Source organism: Nostoc sp. EspVER01 (assembly GCF_034530635.1).
In the GTDB taxonomy this organism is placed as follows: Bacteria; Cyanobacteriota; Cyanobacteriia; order Cyanobacteriales; family Nostocaceae; genus Nostoc.
In genome coordinates, this window is record NZ_JAVRCS010000013.1 from 121,318 (window position 1) to 147,891 (window position 26,574).

At 40.5% G+C, this 26,574-nt stretch carries 23 protein-coding genes; 14 read left to right on the forward strand and 9 right to left on the reverse strand.

Annotated elements, in window-relative coordinates; all coding sequences use genetic code 11:
• Positions 1-94: 94 nt before the first annotated feature.
• The 4 genes from RMX69_RS14020 (at position 95) to RMX69_RS14035 (ending at position 9,561) form a co-directional block, all read left to right on the forward strand.
• A complete protein-coding gene (locus RMX69_RS14020; RefSeq protein ID WP_322637802.1) occupies positions 95-4,843 on the forward strand; it encodes a PfaB family protein in 4,749 nt (1,582 codons plus the stop codon).
• A gap of 149 nt (positions 4,844-4,992) precedes the next feature.
• Complete coding sequence (locus RMX69_RS14025) at positions 4,993-6,669, forward strand: PfaD family polyunsaturated fatty acid/polyketide biosynthesis protein (protein ID WP_322637803.1); 1,677 nt, start codon at positions 4,993-4,995, stop codon at positions 6,667-6,669.
• Between the two features lie 2 nt (positions 6,670-6,671).
• Entirely contained in the window at positions 6,672-8,186 is a 1,515-nt protein-coding gene (locus RMX69_RS14030) for a thioester reductase domain-containing protein (protein ID WP_322637804.1), read from the forward strand.
• Positions 8,187-8,757: 571 nt separating this feature from the next.
• The gene (locus RMX69_RS14035; protein WP_322637805.1) at positions 8,758-9,561 is read left to right on the forward strand and encodes an SDR family oxidoreductase; all 804 of its coding nucleotides are present in this window, start codon (positions 8,758-8,760) and stop codon (positions 9,559-9,561) included.
• A gap of 53 nt (positions 9,562-9,614) precedes the next feature.
• Here RMX69_RS14035 and hetI read toward each other — a convergent pair whose 3' ends face one another.
• Positions 9,615-10,334 (reverse strand): 4'-phosphopantetheinyl transferase HetI, encoded by a 720-nt coding sequence (gene hetI, locus RMX69_RS14040; protein ID WP_322637806.1) that lies wholly within the window; start codon positions 10,332-10,334, stop codon positions 9,615-9,617.
• A 294-nt stretch (positions 10,335-10,628) separates the two neighbouring features.
• Here hetI and RMX69_RS14045 point away from each other — a divergent pair, with 294 nt between their 5' ends.
• Positions 10,629-10,796 (forward strand): hypothetical protein, encoded by a 168-nt coding sequence (locus tag RMX69_RS14045; protein ID WP_180277755.1) that lies wholly within the window; start codon positions 10,629-10,631, stop codon positions 10,794-10,796.
• Between the two features lie 93 nt (positions 10,797-10,889).
• Here RMX69_RS14045 and RMX69_RS14050 read toward each other — a convergent pair whose 3' ends face one another.
• Complete coding sequence (locus RMX69_RS14050; protein WP_322637807.1) at positions 10,890-11,954, reverse strand: YheT family hydrolase; 1,065 nt, start codon at positions 11,952-11,954, stop codon at positions 10,890-10,892.
• 156 nt (positions 11,955-12,110) lie between these two features.
• Here RMX69_RS14050 and RMX69_RS14055 point away from each other — a divergent pair, with 156 nt between their 5' ends.
• Together RMX69_RS14055 and RMX69_RS14060 are read left to right on the forward strand one after the other, a co-directional pair.
• The gene (locus RMX69_RS14055; RefSeq protein WP_118170349.1) at positions 12,111-12,854 is read left to right on the forward strand and encodes a response regulator transcription factor; all 744 of its coding nucleotides are present in this window, start codon (positions 12,111-12,113) and stop codon (positions 12,852-12,854) included.
• Positions 12,855-13,286: 432 nt separating this feature from the next.
• Entirely contained in the window at positions 13,287-13,751 is a 465-nt protein-coding gene (locus RMX69_RS14060; RefSeq protein ID WP_289797629.1) for a hypothetical protein, read from the forward strand.
• A 97-nt stretch (positions 13,752-13,848) separates the two neighbouring features.
• Here RMX69_RS14060 and RMX69_RS14065 read toward each other — a convergent pair whose 3' ends face one another.
• Positions 13,849-14,691: a methyltransferase domain-containing protein gene (locus RMX69_RS14065; protein ID WP_322637808.1), complete on the reverse strand. Its 843-nt coding sequence runs from the start codon at positions 14,689-14,691 to the stop codon at positions 13,849-13,851.
• Positions 14,692-14,955: 264 nt separating this feature from the next.
• On the opposite strand from RMX69_RS14065, the gene RMX69_RS14070 reads away from it, so the two are divergent.
• Both RMX69_RS14070 and RMX69_RS14075 read left to right on the forward strand, forming a co-directional pair.
• Positions 14,956-16,290, forward strand: coding sequence for a TrkH family potassium uptake protein (locus RMX69_RS14070; RefSeq protein ID WP_289797627.1), 1,335 nt, complete (start codon positions 14,956-14,958; stop codon positions 16,288-16,290).
• A gap of 151 nt (positions 16,291-16,441) precedes the next feature.
• Entirely contained in the window at positions 16,442-17,137 is a 696-nt protein-coding gene (locus RMX69_RS14075; RefSeq protein WP_289797626.1) for a potassium channel family protein, read from the forward strand.
• A 206-nt stretch (positions 17,138-17,343) separates the two neighbouring features.
• On the opposite strand, the gene RMX69_RS14080 is transcribed toward RMX69_RS14075, so the two are convergent.
• Together RMX69_RS14080 and queA are read right to left on the reverse strand one after the other, a co-directional pair.
• Positions 17,344-18,438, reverse strand: coding sequence for a tetratricopeptide repeat protein (locus RMX69_RS14080; protein WP_289797625.1), 1,095 nt, complete (start codon positions 18,436-18,438; stop codon positions 17,344-17,346).
• 109 nt (positions 18,439-18,547) lie between these two features.
• Entirely contained in the window at positions 18,548-19,777 is a 1,230-nt protein-coding gene (queA, locus tag RMX69_RS14085; RefSeq protein ID WP_322637838.1) for a tRNA preQ1(34) S-adenosylmethionine ribosyltransferase-isomerase QueA, read from the reverse strand.
• 245 nt (positions 19,778-20,022) lie between these two features.
• On the opposite strand from queA, the gene RMX69_RS14090 reads away from it, so the two are divergent.
• On the forward strand, positions 20,023-20,412 hold the full coding sequence (locus RMX69_RS14090) for a hypothetical protein (protein ID WP_012412259.1): 390 nt from the start codon (positions 20,023-20,025) through the stop codon (positions 20,410-20,412).
• Positions 20,413-20,482: 70 nt separating this feature from the next.
• Here RMX69_RS14090 and RMX69_RS14095 read toward each other — a convergent pair whose 3' ends face one another.
• Entirely contained in the window at positions 20,483-21,025 is a 543-nt protein-coding gene (locus RMX69_RS14095; RefSeq protein ID WP_322637809.1) for a YraN family protein, read from the reverse strand.
• A 14-nt stretch (positions 21,026-21,039) separates the two neighbouring features.
• On the opposite strand from RMX69_RS14095, the gene RMX69_RS14100 reads away from it, so the two are divergent.
• Positions 21,040-21,645, forward strand: a complete 606-nt coding sequence (locus RMX69_RS14100; RefSeq protein ID WP_409878026.1) for a pentapeptide repeat-containing protein — start codon at positions 21,040-21,042, stop codon at positions 21,643-21,645.
• A 65-nt stretch (positions 21,646-21,710) separates the two neighbouring features.
• On the opposite strand, the gene RMX69_RS14105 is transcribed toward RMX69_RS14100, so the two are convergent.
• Positions 21,711-22,088: a hypothetical protein gene (locus RMX69_RS14105; protein ID WP_322637811.1), complete on the reverse strand. Its 378-nt coding sequence runs from the start codon at positions 22,086-22,088 to the stop codon at positions 21,711-21,713.
• A gap of 195 nt (positions 22,089-22,283) precedes the next feature.
• Between RMX69_RS14105 and RMX69_RS14110 the strand changes: the two genes are divergently transcribed.
• From RMX69_RS14110 to RMX69_RS14120, 3 genes are all read left to right on the forward strand, one after another.
• Positions 22,284-22,415, forward strand: a complete 132-nt coding sequence (locus tag RMX69_RS14110; protein ID WP_322637812.1) for a hypothetical protein — start codon at positions 22,284-22,286, stop codon at positions 22,413-22,415.
• A 71-nt stretch (positions 22,416-22,486) separates the two neighbouring features.
• Positions 22,487-22,729: a DUF1902 domain-containing protein gene (locus tag RMX69_RS14115; protein ID WP_322637813.1), complete on the forward strand. Its 243-nt coding sequence runs from the start codon at positions 22,487-22,489 to the stop codon at positions 22,727-22,729.
• A 482-nt stretch (positions 22,730-23,211) separates the two neighbouring features.
• Positions 23,212-25,761 (forward strand): DEAD/DEAH box helicase family protein, encoded by a 2,550-nt coding sequence (locus tag RMX69_RS14120; protein WP_322637814.1) that lies wholly within the window; start codon positions 23,212-23,214, stop codon positions 25,759-25,761.
• 80 nt (positions 25,762-25,841) lie between these two features.
• On the opposite strand, the gene RMX69_RS14125 is transcribed toward RMX69_RS14120, so the two are convergent.
• Positions 25,842-26,258, reverse strand: a complete 417-nt coding sequence (locus RMX69_RS14125; protein WP_322637815.1) for a putative toxin-antitoxin system toxin component, PIN family — start codon at positions 26,256-26,258, stop codon at positions 25,842-25,844.
• On the reverse strand, positions 26,245-26,493 hold the full coding sequence (locus tag RMX69_RS14130; RefSeq protein ID WP_322637816.1) for a hypothetical protein: 249 nt from the start codon (positions 26,491-26,493) through the stop codon (positions 26,245-26,247). The genes RMX69_RS14125 and RMX69_RS14130 overlap by 14 nt, the downstream gene beginning before the upstream one ends.
• Positions 26,494-26,574: the final 81 nt, after the last annotated feature.

Consider the following 26,574-nt stretch of genomic DNA (forward strand, 5'->3'; position numbering starts at 1 on the left):
GCTATAACTTGCCTCGTTTAAAGTTTGGGGAACAGCGTAAATCCTGCCTTTTAATTATCTCTTGCTAAATACCCAAACTCGGAGCATATAAATCGTGGAAAAAATAGCCATCATCGCATTATCATGCCTATTCCCCGATGCAAAGAATCCTGAAGAATACTGGCAAAACATCGTTAATCAAAAAGATTCGACATCCTCTGCAACCGTCGAAGAAATCGGAGTAGATCCGACAATTTTTCACAATCCAGTTAAAGGTACACCAGACAAAACCTATTCTCTCAAAGGCGGTTACATCCGCAACTTCCAGTTTAATCCATCTGAATACAATCTACCATCAGAATTTGTTGCTAGTTTAGATAACACCTTCAAATGGTCATTGTATGCCGCTAAACAAGCAATCGTACAAAGTGGTTATTGGGGTAATCAAAATGTCCTGGCAAAATGCGGCGTAATTTTAGGTAATTTGTCATTCCCAACAAAATTATCTAATCAATTATTCTCGCCAATTTACCAGCAAGCTATTAATCCTGCTGTCAGAGAACTTTTGCAGGATGAAGACTTTAATTTAGCTGTACCAAGTGCAACCAAAGCGTCTTTATACAATGCAATGATATCTGGTTTACCAGCATCTATCGTTGCTCAAGCTCTGTCTCTATCCCAGATTAATTTATGTCTGGATGCTGCTTGCTCGTCATCATTTTATGCGATTAAACTAGCATCTCATTACTTATGGTCACACAAAGCTGATGTCATGTTAGCTGGAGCCATCAGTTGTGCAGATTCCCTATTTGTGCGGATGTTATTTTCCGGTGTTCAAGGGTATGCAGAAAACGGTATCAGCCGCCCCTTAGATAAATCCTCTAGAGGGCTAATTCCCGCTGATGGTGTGGGGATGGTGATGCTGAAGAGATATTCTGATGCCGTTAGAGATGGCGATAATATTCTTGCCACTATCTGCGGTAATGGACTCTCCAATGATGGCAAAGGTAAACATTTACTCAGTCCGAATCCTAAAGGACAAACCTTAGCTTTTGAACGAGCCTATAATGAGGCGAATTTTAGTTCCAAAAGCATCGATTATCTAGAGTGTCACGCCACCGGCACATTGCTAGGAGATACAACCGAATTTAACTCCATCGAAACATTCTTTGGCCAAAATCAAGCTGCGCCTCTGGTAGGTTCTGCTAAGGCAAATACTGGTCACTTGTTAACTGCTGCTGGCATGGTTGGCTTGACTAAAGTGATTTTGAGTATGTCGCATGGTGTAATTCCAGCAACCATGAATGTTTCGGAACCTTTAACTTCAGAAAAAGGTACAATTTCTGCCGATAAAATTGTTAGAACAGCTACAACATGGCCGAATAATAATGCACCAATTAAACGGGCGGCTATTAGCGCTTTTGGTTTTGGTGGCACTAATTCTCATCTGATTTTAGAACAAGGAAATACAACACAATCTGTTGAACCAACTCCACCTGTTCCGCCTACCAAAGTCGCCATTGTCGGCATGGATGCCTTTTTTGGTAACTGCAATGGCTTAGATGCTTTTGAACGCAGTATTTATGATGGAACACAACATTTTACTTCTCTACCGCCTCAAAGATGGCATGGGATAGAAAATCAAGAAAGTGTTCTGAAAGAGTACGGTTTTCCAGACGGGAAAGCACCAGTAGGGGCATATATTAAAGATTTTGAAATCGATACTTTATCGTGCAAAATCCCACCGAATGAGATAGAGAAATTAAATCCACAACAATTGTTGCTTCTGAAGGTTAGCGATCGCGCCGTGAAAGATGCGAAACTACAGGAGGGTGGCAATGTGGCAGTTATAGTCGCCGCCGAGACAGAATTCTCTGTGCATCAGCTACAGCAAAGATGGAATCTATCTTGGCAAGTTAAGGACGGCTTACTCAACCAAGGAATTTCTCTACCTGCTGAACAACTGGCGCAACTGGAAACCATTGTCAAAGATAGCATCCACCAACCAGTAGAAATCGGCGAATATGTGAGTCACATCGCCAACATCATGGCGAGTCGGATTTCTGCTTTATGGAATTTCACTGGCCCTGCATTCACTGTTAGCGCTGGCGAAAATTCTGCCCTCAAAGCGTTGGAAGTTGCCCAAATGCTACTTGCTACGGGCGAAGTAGACGCGGTGGTTGTGGGTGCGGTAGATTTAGCCGGTGGTGTAGAAAACGTCTTGTTCCGCAGCCAATTTGCACCAATTAATACAGGTGTCAATACGTTGGGTTATGACCAACAAGCTAATGGTTGGACGGTTGGCGAAGGTGCGGGTGCTGTTGTCCTCAAGCGCTACGAAGCAGCTAAGGAAGATAATGAACGCATCTATGCAGTAATTGATGCCATGAGTTTCGCACAAGGTAATTCTACTTTGAGTGATGCTCTGGTAAAACCTGATGCTTCAGCTATCAGCAATGTCTGCAAACAAGCTTTCGAGATGGCAGATATTCAACCCACAGAAGTTAACTATGTGGAAGTCTTCGGTAGCGGCATTCCCCAGGAGGATGAAGCGGAAATCACAGGTTTACTGCAAGCTTATCCAAAAGTGGGCAATGGTTTGCACTGTGCGTTAGGTAGTGTTAAATCCAATATCGGCCACACCTACACAGCATCGGGAATTGCTAGCTTAATCAAAACTGCTCTCTGTCTTTATTACAGGTATATTCCCGCCACACCAAAATGGTCTGGTGTCAAAACACCGCAAGTATGGGAAGGTAGCCCTTTCTATGTGGCAATGGAATCAAGACCTTGGTTTGTCGATAAAGGCGGCACACGCAGAATAGCAGCAATTAATAGTATGGGTATAGATGGCAGTTACGCCCATTTAATCTTGTCAGAGGAACCCAGCCAAGAGGAGCGCGACAACAGATATTTGCAACAAATGCCTTTTCATCTGTTTCCAATCGCAGTTAGCGATCGCACCACCATCTCCGATCTTCTCAACAATCTCCAAAATACCATAGAAGCGAGTTCTTCTTTATCAGCTACCGCCAGCGAAACATTTGCTACCTTTCAACAGCATTCTAATCCAAAATACGTCTTATCAATCACAGGACGTAACACAAAAGATTTACTCAAAGAAATTGAATCTGCCCGCAAAGGTATAAATAATGCTTTTGAAAACGGCACAGATTGGCAAACACCACTAGGTAGTTATTTCACAGCGAAACCATTAGGTAAAACTGGAGCAGTTGCTTATGTTTACCCCGCAGCAGTCAATTCTTACATTGGTATTGGTCGCAGCGTCTTCCGCTTATTTCCGAAAGTATTCGAGGATTTAAAAAGTAATAATCTCTACAACCGGGCTGCCGATGTCGAAAAGTTAGTTTATCCCAGAAGCTTACCTAAATTAACAACCAGGCAACTAGAAACACTCGAAAAGCAATTGTTAGATGATTCACTGGCAATGTTTGAAAGTGAAATCGCCTTTGCTAGATACATGACGGCAATTTTCCGAGATGATTTTAAAGTCAAGCCGCAATCTGTATTTGGGTATAGCTTGGGTGAAACTAGCATGATGGTTGCCCAAGGGGTTTGGAGTGATTTTGAGGGTGGAAGTAACACCTTAAACTCATCACCTCTATTTGGCGATAAGTTATCTGGGCCGAAAAATGCTGTGCGTGAATATTGGGGATTAACCGATTCACCAAACAACAATCTTTGGAATACCTATGTTCTCATGGCTACTCCATCGCAAGTTAGAGAATGCCTGAAACATGAGAATCGCGTCTACTTAACTCAAATCAACACACCAGAAGAAGTATTAATTGCTGGTGATGATGCCGCCTGTAAGCGAGTGATTGAAACATTAGGTTGTAATGCCTTCCCCGCGCCCTTCGACCATGTGATACATTGTGAAGCAATGCGATCGCAGTACGAGGAAATCAAGAAGGTAAACACCTTACCATCGCAAAATCTCCCTGGTATTGTGTTTTACTCAGCCGCCGATTATCAACCAATCGTACTTGATAGTGATACCATTGCCCACAACATCGCCAAAGGATTGTGCCAAGAACTTGATTTTCCGCAATTAGTTAATCGTGTCTATGGTGATGGAGTCAAAATATTTCTAGAAGCAGGCGCAGGTAATGTCTGTTCGCGATGGATTGACAAAATTCTCGGCAACCAAGAACATATCACAGTTTCTCTAAATCGTAGAGGGATGGATGACCATGCTGCAATGGTCAAAGCATTAGCAAAACTACTCAGTCATCAGGTGAATGTCGATTTATCACCGTTGTACAACAAAGCTCAAGGAACTGCTAATCAAAATAAAGCAACATTGAGAACAGTTACCTTGGGTGGAAAAGCAATCGCTGCTACAATTTTGAGTGAAGAAAATCGCCAGATTGTTAAAGATTTGGTTGAGGATATTAAATGCGATCGCTTCAAAATACAGCATCCAAATATACCTAATCTCCAACAACCTGAAATCACAGATTTTCTTAACACTTCCAACCACATAACTCAACAAGAAAGTCATTCCCCTAACATCTTGCCTCAGCCAGAAGAAGTAAAACCGAAAAATATCATTGATAACGTTTTTGAAACTAGAGAACAATTACAATCTTCTGAGTCAAGTGCAATTGGGCAGCAAAATCTTCTTCATTCGCCACCTGTCATCACTAAAAAAATTAGTAGCATCATCAGCATGTTCGATTTAAATAAGACCCAGTATCAAAAGCTCAATGCGAATAATTCAAAGATAACTAAAGCACACACAGCCTTCTTACAAGCTAGACAAGATTACAGTCAGCAAATGAGCGAAATCATTCAATTGCAACTAGCTTGCGCCCAAAACTTACTTAACGACGAATCTTGACATAAGTCTACATACTTCAACCGTCAATAACCTTGGGTAAGGGGAAAGGTGGATTGATAAAAGGAAAATATTTCTTCCCCATTCCCTATTCCCCACTCCCCACTCCCCACTCCCCTTATTTAATAATTGTAATCCGAGGGATAACTGCCGTGACAACCGTAGATACGGTACTAAGTAAACACGATAATGGCCTTAATTTTTCTTCCTGGTCATATAACAAAAACCAGGTTTGGAAAGGTTCTTTAGAAACTGTATCTTTTGAAAAACAAACCATCAAAGATAAATTGATGGTGTTAAATAAACCCTGCTACATCGTGAAAGTTGCCGGAAAAATCGGTGTCACAAACGAGGGGTATTTATGCCCTGGTGATAATGGCACAACAGCACAAGTAGAATTGCTGACATTTGCAGCCCCAATCCGCATTCAACAGTTTGGAGATCCCAATTTTCTCTCCTCTCATGGAGTAAAATATGCTTACGTTACAGGTGCAATGGCTGGCGGAATTGCTTCCGAAGAAATGGTCATTGCACTCGGAAAAGAGCAAATTTTGAGTTCCTTTGGTGCAGGTGGTTTAACTCCAGAACGTTTGGAAGCAGCCATCAATCGCATCCAACAAGCTTTACCTCAAGGGCCCTACGCATTTAATTTAATCCACAGTCCCAATGAACCTGCGATTGAACGCCGCGCAGTGGATTTATACCTCAAATATCAAGTGAGAACAGTAGAAGCATCTGCATTTCTCGACTTGACACCCAACATTGTTTATTACCGTGTTGCTGGATTGAGCTTAAATAGCAGCAATCAAATTGAAATCAAAAATAAAGTCATTGCCAAAATTTCTCGTCGAGAAGTTGCGACTAAATTTTTGCAACCAGCACCAGCAAGAATTCTCAAAGAACTTCTTCAACAAGGGTTAATTACCGAGTTACAAGCAACCCTTGCAACTAAAGTTCCGATGGCTGATGATATTACCGTCGAAGCTGATTCTGGAGGTCATACAGATAACCGTCCCCTGGTTTGCTTGTTACCTTCTATTATTGCTTTGCGTGATGAAATTCAAGCACAATATCATTACCAAACACCGATTAGAATCGGCGTTGCAGGGGGAATTGGAACACCACAATCAGCATTAGCAGCTTTCATGATGGGTGCTGCTTATATAATGACCGGTTCCATTAATCAGTCATGTGTTGAATCTGGGGCTTGTGAACATACCAAAAAGTTACTAGCCCAAGCAGAAATGGCTGATATGATAATGGCCCCAGCAGCAGATATGTTTGAAATGGGAGTCAAATTGCAAGTTCTCAAACGGGGTACAATGTTCCCCATGCGAGCGCAGAAATTATTTGAACTCTATCGCGCTTATGATTCCATTGAAAGCATCCCTTTGGCAGAAAGAGAGAAATTAGAAAAACAAGTTTTTCGTAAAACTATTGCCGAAGTATGGGAAGGAACTGCGGCTTATTTGTCCCAAAAGAATCCTGAAAAACTTGGGAAAGCAGTCAATAATCCCAAACTGAAAATGGCGTTGATTTTCCGCTGGTATCTAGGATTATCTTCTCGCTGGTCTAGTTCTGGTGAAAAAGGTAGAGAAGTCGATTATCAAATTTGGTGTGGCCCGGCAATGGGCGGTTTCAATGACTGGGTACGCGGTTCTTATTTGTCTGAACCAAATAATCGTCAGGTAGTTGATGTTGCTAATCAAATTATGACTGGTGCAGCCTTTTTGTATCGTGTCCAAAATTTGAAAATTCAAGGGCTGCAAACTTCCGATTATTACAGTCAGTATCACCCTGTTCGTTCTACATCCTTGTTGGAGATTTAAAAATGACTATAAAACAGTCTTTCACAGCAGACGATATTCAAATATTTTTGGTATCTAATTTAGCTAAATTGCTAGACGTAGCAACTGATGAAATAGATGTCAAAGAACATTTAGAAAACTATGGTTTGGATTCAGCCCAAGCAATGATTCTAGTCAGTAACTTAGAGAAGTTGCTCGGATTTCAACCATCTCCGTTGCTGCTGTGGCATTATCCAAATATTGAAGCTCTTTCACAGCGTTTAGCTGAAGAAGTGCAAGAAGGTTCACCAGTTCAAGATACAAAGGTAGTAGCCTCTAATGCCAATACTGCACCCTCTGTTCTAGATTTAGGTGCTGAGGCTGTTCTTGATCCTACCATCCATCCTGGTGCTGCATCTAATGTACTTGTGGGTGAACCCAAGAACATCTTTTTAACTGGAGGAACAGGCTTTTTAGGAGCTTTCATCATCCGGGAATTGCTACAAGAAACTAATGCGGATATCTATTGCTTAGTACGTGCTGCTAATGCCCAAGAAGGCAAAAGCAAACTCCAAAATAATCTGGAACAGTATGCTATTTGGCAGGAAGAATTTACCTCCAGAATTATTCCGATTGTCGGCGATTTATCTCTGCCATTGTTAGGTGTTGGTTCGGAACAGTTTCAAATTTTAGCTACCAATATTGATACTATATATCATAGTGGTGCTTTGTTAAATTATGTTTTTCCTTACTCAGCACTGAAAGCAGCCAATGTTTTAGGAACGCAAGAAGTTTTGAGATTGGCTTGTCAAGTTAAAGTCAAGCCTGTACATTACGTTTCTAGTGTTGCTGTTTTTGAATCCACTGCTTATGCTGGCAAGGTTGTCAAAGAGCAGGATGAATTCAATCATTGGGAAGGTATTTATCTTGGTTACTCCCAAACTAAATGGGTAGCTGAAAAGTTAGTCAAAATTGCTCGTGACCGTGGACTGCCTGTAACTATCCACAGACCACCACTGATTTCTGGTGATAGCAAAACAGGTATTTGTAACACACATGACTTTATCAATCTGATGACCAAAGGTTGTCTACAAATGGGATATTTTCCTGATGTAGATTATATGTTGGATATGTCACCTGTGGACTATGTAAGTAAAGCGATCGTTTATCTGTCAAGACAGAAAGAATCCATAGGTAAGGCTTTCAATTTACAACATCCCCAACCCGCCGCTTTAAAAATGCTAGTTGAGTGGATACGCTCTTTTGGTTATTCAGTTGAGATGATTCCTTACGAAAAATGGCAATCAGAGTTAATCAATAATGTCACTTCTGCTGACAATCCTTTATACACTCTGCGACCATTTTTGCTGGAACGTTGGTCTGATGAACAACTGACTATTCCTGATTTGTATTTACAAGCTAGAAGACCCCATATTAGCTGCCAAGATACTCTTCATGCATTGGCAGGTAGTTCTATTGCTTGTCCTCCCATTGACTCTCAATTGTTTATGACTTATACTTCCTACTTGATTCAAAGCGGCTTCTTGAATCTCGCTTAGAAATTCACAACTTGCGTAGGATGTGTTAGGAACGTAACGTATTATCCCGGATACTTTCGGTGCGTTACGGAAGCCTTAACACACCCTACAAATACAACAAAACAAGTTTATTCAGTCGATGTTTTTTAAAACTCAGTACTGCTGAATAGTTAATATTTCAGATGCCAGCAACAACTTATATACCAACAGTGGCAATATAATTGCCCTGTTTTTTTATGCTCAATCATGTAAATATTTAGTATTCACCCCTTGACAGAAGCAATTGAGGATAGAATGGTTAATGTCGGGCATAAAAGTTTGATTTTACCTGCTGGCTTTTGTGAGTGATTAAAAGCCTTATGCTAGTAGTCTGAAATAACCGAACTTATTTAATGCCCAACTTCTTCGATGCATAAGTCCTAAATTTGCGTTTGGACTGCTACATCTATCCAATGCACTAAACAAGCATTTGAAAGAGTAATAACTCAAGATATTTCTTGTAGGTTGAGATATTACGCGTACTTAATTGTAGAACGAGAACCACTGTAAATGCAACGCAGCTTGATCAAGTTGAATTCACCAATATTCTTAAATGAAAACAACACTTCAAAGACAGAGCAAACAAACTGCTCTTATTACCGGGGCAGCCGGTGGAATTGGCTACGAATTAGCCTGTATTTTTGCTGCTCATGATTACAATCTGGTCTTAGTAGATAGAAACGGGCCAAAGCTAGTAGAAATTGCAGCTAAATTCCAAGAGAAATTTGGAATTTTTGTCAAAACTATTGTTAAAGATTTATCTATATCAACGGCTCCTGAAGAAATTTTCACGGAGTTACAAAAAGCCGATATTAATGTTGATGTGCTGGTAAATAATGCCGGATTTGGTATCTATGGATTATTTCACGAAACAGACCTAGCTACTGAACTGGAAATGCTACAAGTAAATTTGGTGTGTCTCACCCATTTAACCAAGCTATTCCTGAAACACATGGTCAAGCAAGGTGAAGGTAAGATATTAAACGTCTCCTCGGCTGCTGCTTTTCAACCAGGGCCTTTGATGGCAGTTTATTTTGCTACTAAAGCTTATATCTTATCGTTTTCGGAAGCGATCGCTAATGAATTAGAAGGTACTGGTGTCACTGTGACAGTTCTTTGCCCAGGCTCAACCGCATCCGCTTTTCACGAAAGAACCGGAATGGCTGACTCTAAGTTGCTCAAGGGTAAGAGGATGATGGATGCACGAACAGTAGCAGAAGTTGGTTTTCGTGCCTTAATGAAGGGTCAAACCATTGTCATTCCTGGTTTACTCAATACAATACTTGCAAAAAGCGTCAGATTTGTACCTAGAAATCTGGTAACAAAAATTGTCAGAAATATGCAGGAAGATAAATAAGCAGGGGGAGCAGGGGAAGAATAATTAACTTAATTAATGACTAATGCCTAGAATTAGTATTGCCAACACTTTAAATCCCAGCCAAAATCTGCTACCGCAACAGCAGCAACATAATTGTTAGCGGGTACTAGTTCAAATAAACTCCAGTCTTCAGTTATCTGTAACTTGGCTGGTTCTGTGGGAGTGAGCGACACTTCAATTTGCTCTAACTGGGATAGTCCGTCTCCAGTTGCTTTTAAATAAGCTTCCTTACAAGTCCAGTAACGGAAAAATACCTCTTGCTGTTGGTTGGGAGATAGCGATCGCAACATTTCATATTCTCTCGGTAAAAAGAACCGTTTGGCAAGAGCTTCAATATCAGACATCGGGCGAATATATTCTAGGTCTACACCAATTTCTCTGGTGCAATTCACTGCACACAAACCCAACCCTTGGGAATGAGACAAGTTAAACGCCAGTCCATTATCGGCAAATGTATCTGCTAATACTGGTTTGCCACGCTGTTGATAATTAAACTGCACTTGTAAAGGCTTGATATCTAAATAGCGACTTAATATAGTTCGCAAAATACCACGACCAGCAATAAAACGCTGCCGATGTTCCTGAAAATAGAACCGTTCCGCACGGGCCATTTCGTCACTGGAAAGAGTTGCTGCTAAATTTTGTAGTTGTAGTTCTGGTTGGTCAAGTTCTATACGCCAGACATGAATATCATCCGGTAGCAAAGTGAAATCCGTGGGTGCAGGTAGCCAAATATCATTAGAAGCGGTCATTGAGTCAAAAAGTCAAGGGAATTGTACTTTAATAGTTTGTTTAATTACGACGATTATTATGGGTGGATCTGGTTTAACGCTTTAGCATTACTATATACAACTGCGCGTGTTTTTCCTAGAATTTTCCATACCTCAAAGGAACTACGACCAATGTCTGCAAGTGTTCTGAAGTAGATATCTCTTCAGTAGTAAATAGTTTTTTTCAGAAAGTGTTAAATCTGGAACAAAAAACTCTTGCCAAAGCTTGTTAAAAACCTATTACAACTACTTTTTTGTAGAACATAGTGAGGATGAATGATCATTAATTTGGAGTACTTTGCCTTTTTTATACTGCTACTAGCAGCGCTGCTATTAGCAATTAGGCAAATGAGCGTTGCTTTGGATGAGTTAGATATTGCGCGTTTTACTCTCTGGACAGGTATTGCTTCTGTTCTTGCTGGTTTACCAATGATATTGTGGTAGCCTCTGGGTCAATGCCATCCTCTCTATTTTGGGCTTCCAAGCAATACGACTCCATCCGTCGAGTATTCTACAACTAGAATATCGTCTCGCCTATTACTCTGTTCGTTGTTGCTTTAACCATTGTAAGACCCGATTCCATGCCCACCAAGGATCAGAATCGTTTACCTGACGCTGGCAGTCTTTACTGCTCAAATAGCCAACATGGCCGCCGTATTGAGTGAGTAACAAATCTATTGCAGGATTGCGATCGCACGCTTCTTCTAATTCCGGTATGATACTTGGGTCAAAAAGTGGGTCATCGGCAGCATATAAAATCAAAGTCGGTTTCGAGATTTGCGGCAATATCTGTAAAGCACTACTAGCTTGGTAATATGCTTCCACGGAAGGAAAACCAAGTCGCTTAATTACCAGTTCATTGTCAAAACCCCAAATGCTATTCGCCCGTTCAATCGCTTCTGGGTCAAGGCTTCCAGGATGGGCATCATGTATCCGCCACGCCAGTTTTTTTAAATTTTGGGCAATCCCCGCTTCCAAATATCTGCCAAAGGGCTTTGTAACCAGATAAGATAGCGATCGCTCCGAATCCAAGCTTGGACAAATCACCATACCACCGCCAATATCCCTATCTTCTAGTCCTAAATCTCCATAGTCCCTAATCACCTCACTAGCAACCTTCACCGCCCATAGCGCCAATTGCCCCCCTAAAGAATACCCTGTAAACCAAAATTTCCCCGGACATCCCATTGCCTTAGCTGCGGCGGCGATGCGAACAAAATCTTCCCCCTCATACAAACCATCAGAGGTGAGAGTCGGGGACAATTCGGCACTTTTGCCGTGGGCCCGCCAATCAAATAACACAATCGCGTATCCTTGAGCGTAAGCCTTACGTCCTAGCACTCTCAAAAACCACTCTGTTTTTAACTCTCCAGTAATGCCATAAGTGCCGATAATCGTGCTATGAGCATTTTCCGGGATGGCAACCAAGCCGAAAATTGGCACACCTTGACCACCAATGAAGATTTTCTCGTGATAAGACGGTTCTGGGTCTTTAGTAGTACTTTGCCAGTTACGTTTTCCCCACAAAGCGGTGTATACAGTCATAATCACACCGTTTTGTAAAAACCAAGACGGATTGTAGGTGGGAGTATAACACATCATAGACTATAAGATTTCGTGTAATTGAGTCTTGATTTCACAGTCATTTAATCTTAATATTTATGTAAGATTTAAAAACTTTTTCATCATTGATTCAAAAATCTTTGTATCTATCAAAGGTTGTTAATTATCCTTAATAAGTAGTAGTAATTTTTAAGAATGCCGAGGATTCTTGTCATAGACGATGACCCAGCGATTTCAGAACTAGTTGCCGTCAACTTGGAAATGGCTGGCTACGATGTTAGTCAAGCTGAAGACGGCATCAAAGGTCAGGCGCTGGCTCTCCAGCTACAACCAGACTTGATCATGCTCGATTTAATGTTGCCCAGAGTAGATGGGTTTACCGTTTGCCAACGCCTGCGCCGCGACGATCGCACCTCTGAGATTCCCGTGTTAATGTTGACGGCTTTGAGCCAAACTCAGGACAAGGTGGAAGGCTTTAATGCTGGCGCAGATGACTACCTCACCAAACCTTTTGAAGTTGAAGAACTGCTGGCGCGAGTGCGGGCACTTTTGCGGCGGACTGACCGGATTCCCCAAGCCGCAAAGCACAGTGAGATTCTCAACTATGGCTCATTAACCCTCGTTCCCGAAAGATTTGAGGCAATATGGTTCAATGAGACGGTGAAATTGACTCACTTGGAATTTGAGTTACTTCACTGCTTATTGCAACGCCACGGTCAAACAGTTTCTCCCAGCGAAATCCTCAGAGAAGTTTGGGGCTACGATCCTGATGATGACATAGAAACGATTCGAGTGCATATTCGCCACTTGAGAACCAAGCTAGAACCAGATCCCCGCCATCCCCGCTATATCAAGACAGTGTATGGTGCTGGATATTGTCTTGAATTGCCCGGTGTACCTCCAGCAAATGAAGGGGCTTCGGTAACAGTCGTTGAATAAAATGACGCTAAATTGCCTTAACTAAGCTATCACTTAGGCAAGAACTTCTCTGTAACTCTTATTCCTTACCGCTTAGTTAAGGTTATTGGTAAGACTTTCTGCTGTGTAGAGACGTTGTATTGCAACGTCTCTACAAACGCATCCTTGAGATTTTAAGATAAAGCTGATTTTGTCAATGAGTTAAAATACTTAAAATAAGTTTAATCAAAATGATAATCATGTGGTATAGAGGGAGAGGATGCGAGTATAGATCGCACTTCTTTGCCTCTTTTTGATTATCATTATTTTCAAAGTTTTTGACAGCTTAAATATTATATGAAAAAGTTATAAAAAAGTATTGTAACGACAGAATAACTTTGTCAAAAACGTGCTTAATTCTTAGGTAAATTCAATTTATGAAACTGAAATATATACAAAATTGGAGTTAAAAAAATGCGGTTTTTTATAAAAGGTTATTTGGTAAGTATGTTGGCTGGAGTTATAAGCTTAATAGCGAACCAAGCTTTGGCAGTAACGGCACCAGGAGCTACTATGAAGAATTCCTTTCCCCAAGACAATTCATGTTTAAGCACTTCGAGTTATGGGGGAATTATCAATAACTGTAGTTACAGTGTTCAAGTTGTAGGAACCTTGCAACTGTCACCAGGTTCTCACCCAACGTCAGTCAGAATTTATGGAAATAATAGCTCGTGTCAAGCAGTTTCGATTAATGGTGTTGGAAACGGTTTCTCGTTTAGTTCTCTAGTTTATACTACTTCTGGGCCAAAAGATTGGCAAACCCTGAATCTCGGTAGCCTTGATGTAAATGATGGGCCTGATGGGAATAGCGAAACAGGTACACTTTTTAGGTGTTCGCTCGAAGCTGGTGGCATTATAGGCAATTTCACAGCAAAGTAAGGTTTTTGAAGGTAGATATTAGCCGTCATTGAATTTCTTAAATTGTAGTGCGATCGCGCTGTGGTGAAACAGCGCGGTTTTCTAACAAAGAACTTTTCTACTTATTCCCGCACAATAAACCAAACCGAACTAACCCACGCTCATAACCGCGACGCATCAACCCCAGCGATAACGCCCCTTGAATGGTAGTCCAACCGGCATTGAGTAAGCCCCAAAGTGCTTGGGGAGTGAACGCCGAATCAATGACTACATTCCAAAAGGGAGCGACGGCGGTTGACCAATCGGCGGTGCGAATATTGTTTAATGGAAGTTGACGTGCGATCGCTTCATATTCTGGTAAAGAAATCACATAAGGCAAACAATACACCCGATAAATATCCTGCAAATGCTTTTCCTCATCCGCCGTCAGTGGTAACTTATCAGTCGGTCGATGACACCAAGTCACCATAATTAACTTCCCGCCAGGTTTCAATACCCGATAACATTCCTGGAGAAACTTAGTTTTATCTGGCATGTGTTCGCCGCTTTCTAGCGACCAAACCAAATCAAAAGAATTATCAGCAAAAGGCATTGCTTGAGCATTGGCGACTTGAAACTGAGTTTTCAGACTCAAATTCGCTTCCGTTGCGCGTTCCGTTGCTCTGGCAGCTTGCACAGGACTCAAAGTAATTCCTGTAGCCTTAGCATTAAACTTTTCTGCCAAATATAAAGAACTGCCGCCAATACCACAACCCACATCGAGGATATTTTCTGCTGCTTGTACCCCCGCCCAATTGAGCAGTTCCTCGATTAAATCAATTTGAGCTTGACGGCGGTCTTTTTTCTGGCTGCCATCGACACCATAGTAGCCGTGGTGCATGTGTTCGCCCCAAATCTGTTCCCACAGACCAGAGGAAGCATCGTAGAACTGCTGAATTTGCTGGTAAAGTGTTGCACTCATGAAAAAAGTAGTATTGAGACGAAGTAGAATTCAAAAAAAAACATACAGGTAGGCTACCATGTATGTTTTTAATTAAATAAGGGTATTTTTACTTCCAGGGAAGGTAAACCGAGATTTATCCTCCTGGGAAAAATTTCTCAGTTTTACCTTAATAAACTTTACTGAGTCGAATTTATGTCAATTCTCCTAAATAGGGCTACAGCTTAAAGCATCTGGCAACCCATTTTAAATCTGACTTTTTGAATTTTGAATTTTGAATTAATTATGACTGTCGCTCGCACAATTTGTTTGGGGTTTCTGGCTGTCATTGCTGTTGGTACTATCCTGTTGATGATGCCTTTCTCAACTAGCGATGGTACATGGGATAACCTGATTGTGGCACTATTTACTTCCACATCCGCAGTTTGTGTCACAGGTTTATCAGTAGTCGATCCTGGTACTTATTTTTCCTTTTGGGGTCAGTTATTTATTGCCCTCTTAGCTCAGATTGGCGGGTTGGGCTACATGACAACCACCACATTTCTGATTTTGCTAATTGGTCGTAAGTTTGATATGCGGCAAAAAATCGCCATTCAACAAGCTTTAGACCGACCAGGGATGAGTGGTAGCTCCCAAGTTATCCGTTCAATTATTGCCACAACTTTAATTTTTGAAATTACCGGAGTCTTCTTACTTATACCAGCTTTTGTTCCAGAGTATGGATGGAGTCAAGGACTTTGGTTAGCGATTTTCCATAGCATCAATGCTTGGAACAATGCTGGTTTTAGTTTGTTTAAAGATAACTTAATTGGCTATCAATCATCCTTTTTAGTAGTCTTCACCATTAGCATGTTGATTATCTTTGGGGGAATTGGCTATCAGGTAATTTTGGAAATGTATCTTTGGTTGCGCGATTGCATCCACAAAAAAACTCAAACCCAAGTCTTTACCCTAGATTTCAAAGTTGCGACTAGTACAACTCTGATATTATTAGTAATAGGAATAATAGCCTTTTTCTGTATAGAAATCAGAAACCCTGCAACATTTGGCTCTCTAAGTTTTCGTGACCAGATATTAGTAGCTTGGTTCCAATCAGTTACTCCCAGAACTGCTGGTTTTAACACCATTGATATTAGCAAAATGACTACGGCTGGTCTATTTATTACGATTGCACTAATGTTTATTGGTGCAAGTCCAGGTGGTACAGGGGGAGGTATGAAAACAACAACTTTAAGAGTTCTAACCAGTTGTACAAAAGCTATTCTCCGGGGAAAAGAAGAAGTTTTGTTGTATGATCGCAAGATAGCAATAACTTTAATTTTAAAAGCTGTAGGTGTGTTAGTAGGATCGGTAGCGACCGTGATTTTCGCCACGATTTTAATTAGCCTCACAGATCCAACATTAGATTTTATTCAAATTTTGTTTGAAGTAGTATCAGCCTTTGCTACTGTAGGGCTTTCTACAGGCATTACAGGAACTATATCTACAGCAGCAAAGCTCATCTTAATTGTCACTATGTACGTTGGAAGAGTAGGTGTTTTACTACTGATGTCTGCCGTACTAGGAGATCCCCGCCCTACGAGAATTCACTATCCTGAAGAAAATTTACTTGTGGGATAGTTATGGAGACAGAATAGGGAATGGGGGAGAAAGAATAACCAATGCCCAAACTGATAAAATATACATTAGAAGGCAAAAATAAAATTTTTAATTCAAGCGGTATAACCGTTTTTTGCCCTAAATACAGGGAGCCATAATAAGGATAACAACGGTGAATCTGTCATCATTAAGTTTTTTTCGCAGTTTACGTAAAGATAACCACCAATTTGCTGTAATTGGGTTAGGTCGTTTTGGAAGGTCTGTCTGTTCCACGCTGCACAATTTTGGTTATCAAGTGCTGGCAACAGATATTGATGAAAAACGAGTTTCAGAAGCATTAACTGAGGGAATAGTTGGTCATGCTTTGCAACTAGACTCTACAGAACCAGCCGCACTCAAAGAAGCTGGAATTTTTGAATTTGATACTGTAATTGTTGCAATTGGCAACTACGTTCAAGAAAGTATCATAACCACTCTAAATGTGAAAGAGGCTGGTGTACCTCATGTAGTTGCTAAAGCTTCTAGTGAAGTTCACCGTAAACTATTGCGGCGAGTAGGAGCAGATCATGTTGTTTTTCCTGAGTATGAAGCGGGTTGTGCCTTAGCGCGTACTCTTACCAAACCAGCAATTCTAGATCGGTTTGACCTCGACCCAGATAACAGTATTGTAGAGTTGATTGTGCCTGATGAATTTCACGGCAAAACCATCACTGAACTGCAACTTCGTAACCGCTATGGTTTAAATTTGTTAGCAGTAAGCCAGGATGGTAAATTTCAAATTAATCCTGACGCTACCAAGCGTTTAGAGCGTGGTTCAGCAATGGTTGTTATTGGTTGCAATAAAGATATTAATCGTTTGCCGATTTAAAAAAGTTAGGAGTTAGGAGTTAGGAGTTATGCTGTGTGCAACTTTTACTCCAACCTAACTTCCAGTAGAGAATAGACTTATTGCATGAATCAAAAGCCCTCTCCCAAGCTTGGGAGAGGGACTTTGAAATTCGTTCTCCTTCTCCCAATTTTGGGAGAAGGGGTTGGGGGATGAGGGCAAATCGCCTTAACTCTGAGTTTTTATTGTCAGGGACTTGTTGAAGTGGATTGTGGTTCAACTGAGACAGGCACATCGCCAGGGTTCGCGGACGTTTCTGGTTGATTTGGCGTCTGTGACTCAGGTGTTTGTGCTGTAGAATCTGAACTCTGAGAAGGAGTAGCTGTTTGACTAGCTTGAGGTTGCTGTTGCCCAGTTTTCTGAGCAATTTGCTGCATTAGCTGCTCAATTTTCTGGGCTTGTTCAATGTTGCCTTGCTCGCGATATTCGTTGTGAGCGCGTTTCAAAACTCCACTGGCTTTTTTGAACTCGCCCTGATTATATAAAGTTACTCCCAAGTTATAGTAAGTTGAGGCGCTTTTCGGATTTAGGCGAATAGCTTGCCGATAAACAGAAATAGCCTCAGGAGCTTGACCATGCATTGCTAGCAAATTTGCCATATTGCTGTAGGCTGTGGCATTTTTAGGATCTAGCTTCAAAGCTTGGCGATAAGTAGCGATCGCAGGCTCGATTTGACCTTGTTGTTGCAAGGCGATCGCTAAGTTAAGATAAGCATTGGCATTGCTGCCATCTAGATTAATCGCTTTTTGGTATGCTGCGATCGCTTCCTCTAACTTTCCTTGTTCGTACAGCAACAAACCCAGATTATACAGTGCTGCCACCCTTGTGGAATCTATCACTAAGCTCTGGCGATAAGCCGTAATTGCTGCATCTTTTTCTCCTTGTCGATGCAACACTAACCCTAAGTTGTAATAAGCTTCGCTAGAATTGGGATTAAGTTTTATCGCCTCTGTAAATTCTTGTAAAGCTTCATCCAGGCGATTTTGCTCTATTAATATATTACCCAGATAATTCCGTGCTGCCCCAAGGTTAGGATCTCGCTGCAACGCTTGGCGAAAGGCATATTCTGCACCTTGTAAGTCTTGGCGGTTATAGCGCGTAACTCCCTGCTGGAAAAAGCTAGCTACTTCGAGATCCTGAGAAATTGCAGTTTCTGCCAGCAGCTTGCTAACTGGAAAATTAGTAATTGTCGGTGCAGCCAAGAGCAAAAATGCAGAACAGCCACCGAGTGTTACCTGACAAAATAAATTTAACCAATGAGAAAATAGGTATTTTTCAGACATTAATAGCAGACCTGTACTTATTTTTAACTCCTATAAGTCAGAGTACCCACCACGAAAGAAAAAATTCCTAATTTCCAACTTTTAACTCCTAACCCCTCACTCCTAACTCCTAACTCCCCACTCCCACACCTGACGGCAAAATTAGCATGGCATCACCGAATGAATAAAAGCGATATTTAAAAGCGATCGCTTCATTGTATATATTCAATAACCGTTGTCTACCAATTAGGGCACTTACCAACATCAATAAACTAGAACGCGGTAAGTGAAAATTCGTAATCAAACCATCTACCACCCGCCATTGATAGCCGGGATAAATAAACAAGTCTGTTTTTCCGCAAAATGGTTGTAAATTACCAGATTGAGCCGCCCCTTCTAAAGCCCTTACTGCCGTTGTTCCGACAGCAATAATTCGACCGCCAGCAGCTTTAGTAGCGCGGATTTGCTCTACTGTAGCAGCAGGGACTTCAATCCATTCTTCATGCATCTGATGGGTAGTTACGTCCTCTACTTCCACAGGGCGAAATGTGCCGACACCAACGTGTAGCGTCACAAAAGCTTGATTGATTTGGCGATCGCGCAACTTTTGTAATAACTCTGGGGTAAAGTGTAATCCTGCCGTTGGAGCTGCGATCGCTCCTGGTTGTTTAGCATAAACTGTCTGATACTGTTCATCAGCAGCTTTTGAGGTAGTGATGTACGGTGGTAACGGTACTTCACCAAATACCTCTAACAGTTCTACCAAAGTCTTTCCCTCTGGTACATCAAATTGCAACAAACGCCCCCCGGTAGCTGCGTCTGTTTCTAGAACCGTAGCCGTGAGTTGGGGACACTTCTCTACGAGAGGCTGCGCCAACGACAGGCTCAGTGCATCGCTGGGGATTGGCGAAGAATCTTTATAATCCCGAATCCCTAATTGCCTTGGTTCAAAGATAATCTTCGCTCCCTGTTTGAAGCTTTTTCCTGGCTTAACTAAAGCTAACCAACAGTTATGCTGCCGTTCTTCCAACAGCAAAACCTGGATTTTCGCACCAGTGGATTTATGACCATAAAGCCGCGCTGGAATGACTCTTGTATTGTTCATAACCAACAAATCACCAGAGCGTAGCAGTGCAGGCAAATCATGGAAAATATGGTGTAGAGGTGCTGTTTCGATGCCTGTAGTGGGAGAATCAACTACCAGTAACCGTGAGCTATCTCTAGGAACTGCTGGGTTTTGGGCAATGAGTTCTGGAGGTAGTGTGTAGTCATAGCCAGCTACCGAGCAATCTAATTCCAAATCTTTTGCTTGTGGACGAGATGTATCTTTCAAATTGGCTTGTACTAGTTTTTGCTTTATTTAGTATTTATACTCTCTTAAAAAGGTTGAGTTAAGTTTTCCCTTCTAAAGGAACTTTAAGGCATTTTCGCTCAGTTTTGTCGCAAGGCTATAAGATTGTTACTATTAAGTAACACGGAAAAATTAACATAAAAATTGGGTAAACCTCCCCATCTAAAAACGGGGGCTTTTACCCTACCGGGAACAGGTACTTATTGACGAATATAGATATGTAGGATTGGCTTTGATCCCAAGCACCAACAAACATGGAATACTTGTACTATCTGGCAAATGCCAGTCTAACCCTGAGGGTCGTTCAACACCTCCACGCTAGACCCCAGACACCAGTTTCGTTCGTCACCGTAATTCATCAAATTGATGGCTGGGTGGTTAGGATCAAACTCAAAGGTCAAGTCTCGCCCCAAGAAGATGGCGACTTTCGGGCTTTTCTAAATGAATTAGGAATTAGCTACGAACCGCCAATGAGGGTGCAAATGGCACTTTGGAGTTTGGAAGCGGGACAGTGCCCTGTGGATGTGATGCGTCGCTATCAGGTAGCGATCGTTTCTCATGGTAGCCCAGAAAGAGACGAAATTGAAGCGTTCCGGCAACAGTTTGTCAGGGGCTTAGGTTACTGTCCAGAAACTCTGGCCTGAGACTATTTGGTTGTAACGCCACTACAAAATTATTGGTCATTGGTAATTAAGATATTTTATCCATTACCAATTAACCATTATCAATTGAAGAGTCAAAAGCTGCCAGAATGTATTCTTGCAGCTTAAACTTATATCCGGGTACTGATGAAGTAGCTAGAGCTTCCTGATTTGCTGTAACCCCAGTCAGATTTTTTGATATTTTTTGGCAGTAGACAATAGCAACATCAAACCTACAAGAATAATCTGCCTTCTCAGGGTACTGCGCTAAAAAGATTCCAGCTGTACGCCAGATTTTTGCTTGCTTTTGTGGAGTGATTGCGCTTCTTCCCCCGGCATCCCAACTACCTGAACTACGGGTTTTAACTTCAACAAATGCCAATATTGAGTGCTGAGTGCTGTTAGCGGTAGCGGGGCGTTTAGCCCGTAAGGAGTCCTGAGTAAAGAGTTTTTCCCCAGTTCGTCCATCATATTGAGCAATAATATCAATTTCTCCCCAGCGGCTAGAAAAGCGACGATGGAGAATTATCCAACCAGTAGATTGCAACCATTGGGCTACTAGGTCTTCTCCTAAATGACCAATATCTGGATAATGAGATGGAGGAAGGTTAGCCATTGACTAAAAATATGATGAATTCTGTGAATTCTAGGTTAAGCGATGCCTGCGGCGGGCTATGCCTACGCACAACGGGTTCTACACTCAACTTATTCAGCACTGAGTTGGAATTGAAGCGTAAAACAAACCATCACATTTGGGTAAGTATACTCAGCTTATTCCTGTGGGGAATAGTTGGCATCACCGCAACAGTCGGTTTTACTCCAACAGCTCTGGCACTTGAATATAATAAGGAAATTTTGGTAGAGGCTGATTTTTCAGGACGTGATTTAACAGACTCTAGCTTTACTAAAGCTAATCTTCGCCAGAGCAACTTCAGCCGAGCTAATTTGAACGGTGTCAGTTTCTTTGCAGCAAATTTAGAGTCTGCGAATTTGGAAGGTTCTGATTTGAGAAATGCCACTTTAGACTCAGCTCGTTTAGTCAGAGCAAATTTGACAAATGCACTATTGGAGGGTGCCTTTGCTGCTAACGCCAGATTTGATGGTGCAATCATTGACGGGGCAGATTTTACCGATACGCTGCTGCGTCCCGATGAGCAAAAAAAATTGTGCAAACTTGCCAAAGGGACTAATCCGATTACAGGACGAGATACGCGTGACACGTTGTTTTGTCCTTAGTATTTTCTACCTGGGCACTAGTGATTGGGCATGGGGCATTCCCCATTTCCCACTCCCTACTTAACCTACCAACCATCTGCACCAATCTTTTGACAAACAATTTGCATTCCTTTGCCTGGTGAAGAATTAGCTACAAAAGGTATTTCTCCTTTTTCTCGATCCTCTTGAAGTAGCTGTCCCTCCGAACCATAAATGGCAATGCGATTCCGAAAAAGCCGCGATTCTTTGCACGAAGCATCGAATGTAGTCTCGAAAATGCCATCACCATACATTCCGTAAAGCTTGTATGTAGTGCCTTTTATAGTTTCCGTATCCAGAGCTACACTGTTTCCTAATTTATCATGCCCTACAGTGATATATCTTTGTGCATCTTCAGCGATGGCACTACCATTACTTAATAAAATAGCGATCGCACCTACTATGCCGCCTAACTTAAAATACATACAGTTTAAAAATATCAGATTTCATATATTTCTACCCGCGATCAAAGCGGTTCTGGCAGGGTAAAAGCACTGAAATCAATATATAGCGAGGTATTCTAGTAACTCTTAATACCTGATGGGAAGCGTAAAGCACTAGATAAATAGCTGCAATACTTCACTTTTCAATAACTTGAGGCTGTTTTTGCTATGTTCTGCATGGCTCCATCTTTTGGGTTTGGCAGTGGGGCGATGTCTACGATGGTCACTGAGCGTTGGTCATTGAGCGTAGCCGAAATGAGCCGAAGTGCGGGCTACGCCTACGCACCTGATAAAAAGTCAAGATTGTAAGTTACTTGCAAAATTTTCAAAGTTCTGAATTAAAATTGCTTACATACGTGCGATAGCTAAAAAAGCGAATTATGAATACTTTTATTGTCAAAGTAAGCGCTTTTTGGGATTCTGAGGTTGATGTGTGGGTAGCTAGCAGTGATAATCTACCTGGGTTGGTTACAGAAGCTTCTACTATTGAGATGTTAACAGCAAAACTCAAAGCTATGATTCCAGAACTTATTGAATTAAATAGAGTTGAATCTGGCAACAAAGATTACATTGATTTATACTTAACAACGCATCGTCATGAATTAATCAAAGTGGCTGGCTAATGAGTGTTTCCTTTACTCCTGAAGTTAAAAAGCTTTTAACAGAAGCCGGATGTTATTTTAAAAGGCAAGGGAAAGGAGATCATTAAATTTGGTATAGCCCAATTACAGATAATAACTTTGTAGTTGATAGTAAAATAAAATCACGTCATACTGCAAATGGAGTATTGAAACAAGCTGGTTTAGATAAGCATTTTTGAGTTTATTAGGAGAGCGATCGCCTCAAAGCAGCAGAGGAAAAAATGCTTTGAAAAACTCTAAAGTAAGAAACTACTGCACAAAATTTCTTACTTTATTTAGCATAGGCAAGCTAGATCAATGATTTTGAGCGCCATTCTTGCGCAGTCGAGGTTTATCAAATTTCTTAATGTACAATTTTCCCGATTCGACACAGTGATACTTTACACAAAATTGTGGGAATTATAAGTTTGAAATACAAATTGTATTCATCCACAAAAACTTGTGTTCAAAAAAAGAGAATATTTATGGAGTATAAAGAGTATGAATCGTTCAATCTTGAGCAACTGAGAAAAAAAGATACTCACTTTTCCCCTAAGCCTCCCTTTCAGCATCAAGTCGAGGCGTTTAAAAAACTCAGTAGTACATTTAAGCTTGACAGTAAAGAACCGAGGAGTGGACTATTAGTACTTCCAACAGGTGCAGGCAAAACATTTACAGCTGTTAAGTGGTTGTGTGATCATGTAATCCCTAAAAATATTAAAATCCTTTGGTTAGCTCCTTCGTTTTATCTACTGGATCAAGCATTCTCAACTTTTTGTGAAAATGCCAGAGATATTTCACATTCTAAAAAAATATTAAATATTAGGCGCGTTTCCAGCAATCCTTCTCATGCCAAAGCATCATCTATACAACTAACCGATGATATTGTCATTATGACAATACAAACAGCTATCAGTAATTTACACCCTGATGCTCTAGACGGTTTGGGTAATAAAGTTAAAACAGCTTTTAGAAAATTTATTGAGGATTCTAAAGAAACAGGACTTTTTATAATAGTTGATGAAGCTCACCATTCACCGGCTTATGGTTGCAGAAATTTATTAATTGGTGAAAAAGGACTTCGAGAGCTAGTACCCAATTGCAATATACTTGGTTTAACAGCTACACCAACTTATACAGATAAGGCTAGAAGAGGTTGGCTACGGAAAATATTTCAAGATGGAGATAATGGAGTTATTTATCAAGCTGATAAAGAAACTTTAATAACACAAGATATTTTAGCTAGACCTAATTACATTGAAGTTTCAACTGGCACAGAAATGGAAGTTGATGATAAATTATACGACCGATTAGTTAAGCAACATAAAGACCTTCCCGAATCAATTATCGAAATTCTTGCAAAAGACAAACATAGAAACAACTTTATCGTAAACAGTTATGTATCTAAAAAAGATACTTATGGTAAAACTATTATCTTTGCTGACCGTTGGTTTCAATGTGAACACATAAAGAATAAACTTGTTGAAAAGGGCATTAAAGCAGATGCAATCTATTCGCGTATAGATGCTGATCCAGGTTCGGCAGATGCAAGAAATAAACGGAAATCAGATGACAATAAAAGAATTTTAGATGATTTTAAGAGTAATAAGCTTGATGTTTTAATCAATGTACGAATGTTAACAGAAGGGGTTGATGTTCCCAATGTTCAAACTGTATTTATTACTCGCCAAACAACAAGTTCAATTCTAATGACTCAAATGATTGGTAGAGCTTTACGTGGGAAAAAAGCAGGAGGGAGCAGTGATGAGGCAAATGTTATTTTATTCTTCGATGACTGGAAACGTTTAATTGATTGGGTTAACCCAGTAGATGGTGATCCTGAACCTGATCCTGTAAAGCCTGATAAAGGAGAAAACTATCCACTCGAATATATATCAATTCGTCTAATCGAAGAATTATCGAAGTCATTAGAGAATAATGAAGTTCATCCAATAGAATACAATAAAATATTTCCTATTGGATGGTATAAAACTGAAATTGTATATGCTAACTCTGATAATGACAATGACTCAATGGAGCCATTTACCGAATTTGTCATGGTCTATGAACATACACAATCCAAGTTTGAGGCTTTTATTAGCTCTATTACTGACCCAAAGCTATTAGATGAATGGTCTAAAGAGTATCTTGATGATAAATGGATGCAGCCTCAAATTGAAGAATGGATAGATAACTATTTTGACGATGAAACTGATGACATTGGCAGAAGACTTAATTCAGATTTAATTAAGATTGTTCGTCACATTGCTCAAGATGATCTACATTCTAAACCCCCGTATCATTCCTTTGAAGAAAGAGAAATCTATGACTTAGATAAAATTGCTCATGAGCTAATTAATTTTTCAAATCCACAACTAAACAACTATGTCAAGCAAGAGTTTTCAAAAGCTGGAATGTTGTGGGAAACTTTCTATAAAACACCAAATCGTCTTCTAACAGCCCTTCAGTTGGTTATCAATAAAATAATTACTGATGGAGATGGTAGTAAAGCACCTACATCTACATCTAAGCGTATGCCTCAACCACCGAGGGAACTCACGGAAGAAGAAAAAGAACAAGTAAAAGAGCGAGACGGTTATGCTTGCCTATGTTGTGGAGTCAAGGCAGAAGGTAAATTACAAATTGACCATATTAAACCGTTTTCTATGGGTGGAGAAACATCTATAAAAAACTCACAAACTCTGTGTGTTATTTGCAATAAATGTAAAGGCAGGAATGAAATTGATTTTCAGTGCAAGACAACAAAATTGAGTATTCCCAAAAATCTGGATTTATCATTTAGAACAGAAAGTCAATATTCTGTGAGGACTCTAACAAGAATAATTAATTTATTTTACCATTGCAAAGCAGTTGACAAAATAGAATGGGACAGATCCACTCGCGGCTATAGTATATATTTACACTCCGGCAATAATTGTAAATGGTTACTTAAACATAAAGCAGAACTTCTCAAGTATATTCAAGATAGGCTTGGTCGTCAGGTTTACAACATTGAAGTTACTACAAAGAAATAAATGTAGCGAAAGGAGCGATCGCTAATCTTGGTCAAGCAATTCTGAACTAATTTGGTTCAAAACGTTGTAGTTTCTTCGCTTTATTTGCTTGCTAAAAATTCTTGAACATTCAGAATCTCAATGTCCCTCCAGGGGTTTAGCACTAGCAAATCATCATCTCCGGTAACAATACACTCTGCTTGACCACTGAGTGCTAATTCCAAATATTTGTTATCTTTTATGTCTCGGCATTCATTAATCTGCTCCGTCACGTCAATCAACTGAGAGGTTTCTGTTAAATTTTCTATAAATTCTTGCCGCCTTTCTTTAGTGAGATACCTATCAAATTTGGGACGATATAAAACTTCTTCTAACTCCGATAATACAGAATTTGATAATAGGATAATGCCAATATCCTGAGCTTGATCTAATGCCTGACGTGGCTTGCTTTGACTAAACAAAAATGCACTAATTAGCACATTAGTATCAAAAACGAACCGTCGATTATTTGTCATCATTCAAAATTGATTTTAAGATTTCAGGCGTTAATCCTCGCTCTTGTGCCTCAACACTAGCTTTATCCATCGTGTTTCTTAAACGTGCAATGGATTCAAGTCTCGGAGTTGTAAATTGAGACTGCATAATTGCCACAATCTTAAGTTGCAATTGTTCTCGTTCTTCTTCAGTGGCATTGCGGTATGCCTCTGCTACCTCAGACGGAACTTTGATAGTAATTTCTTCTTTAGTAATCATGGTCTATCGCACTCCACCAAATACAATTAGGAACTAGTGTTGTACCTCAAAATTTATCTCACTTTCAAGAAACACTTGACG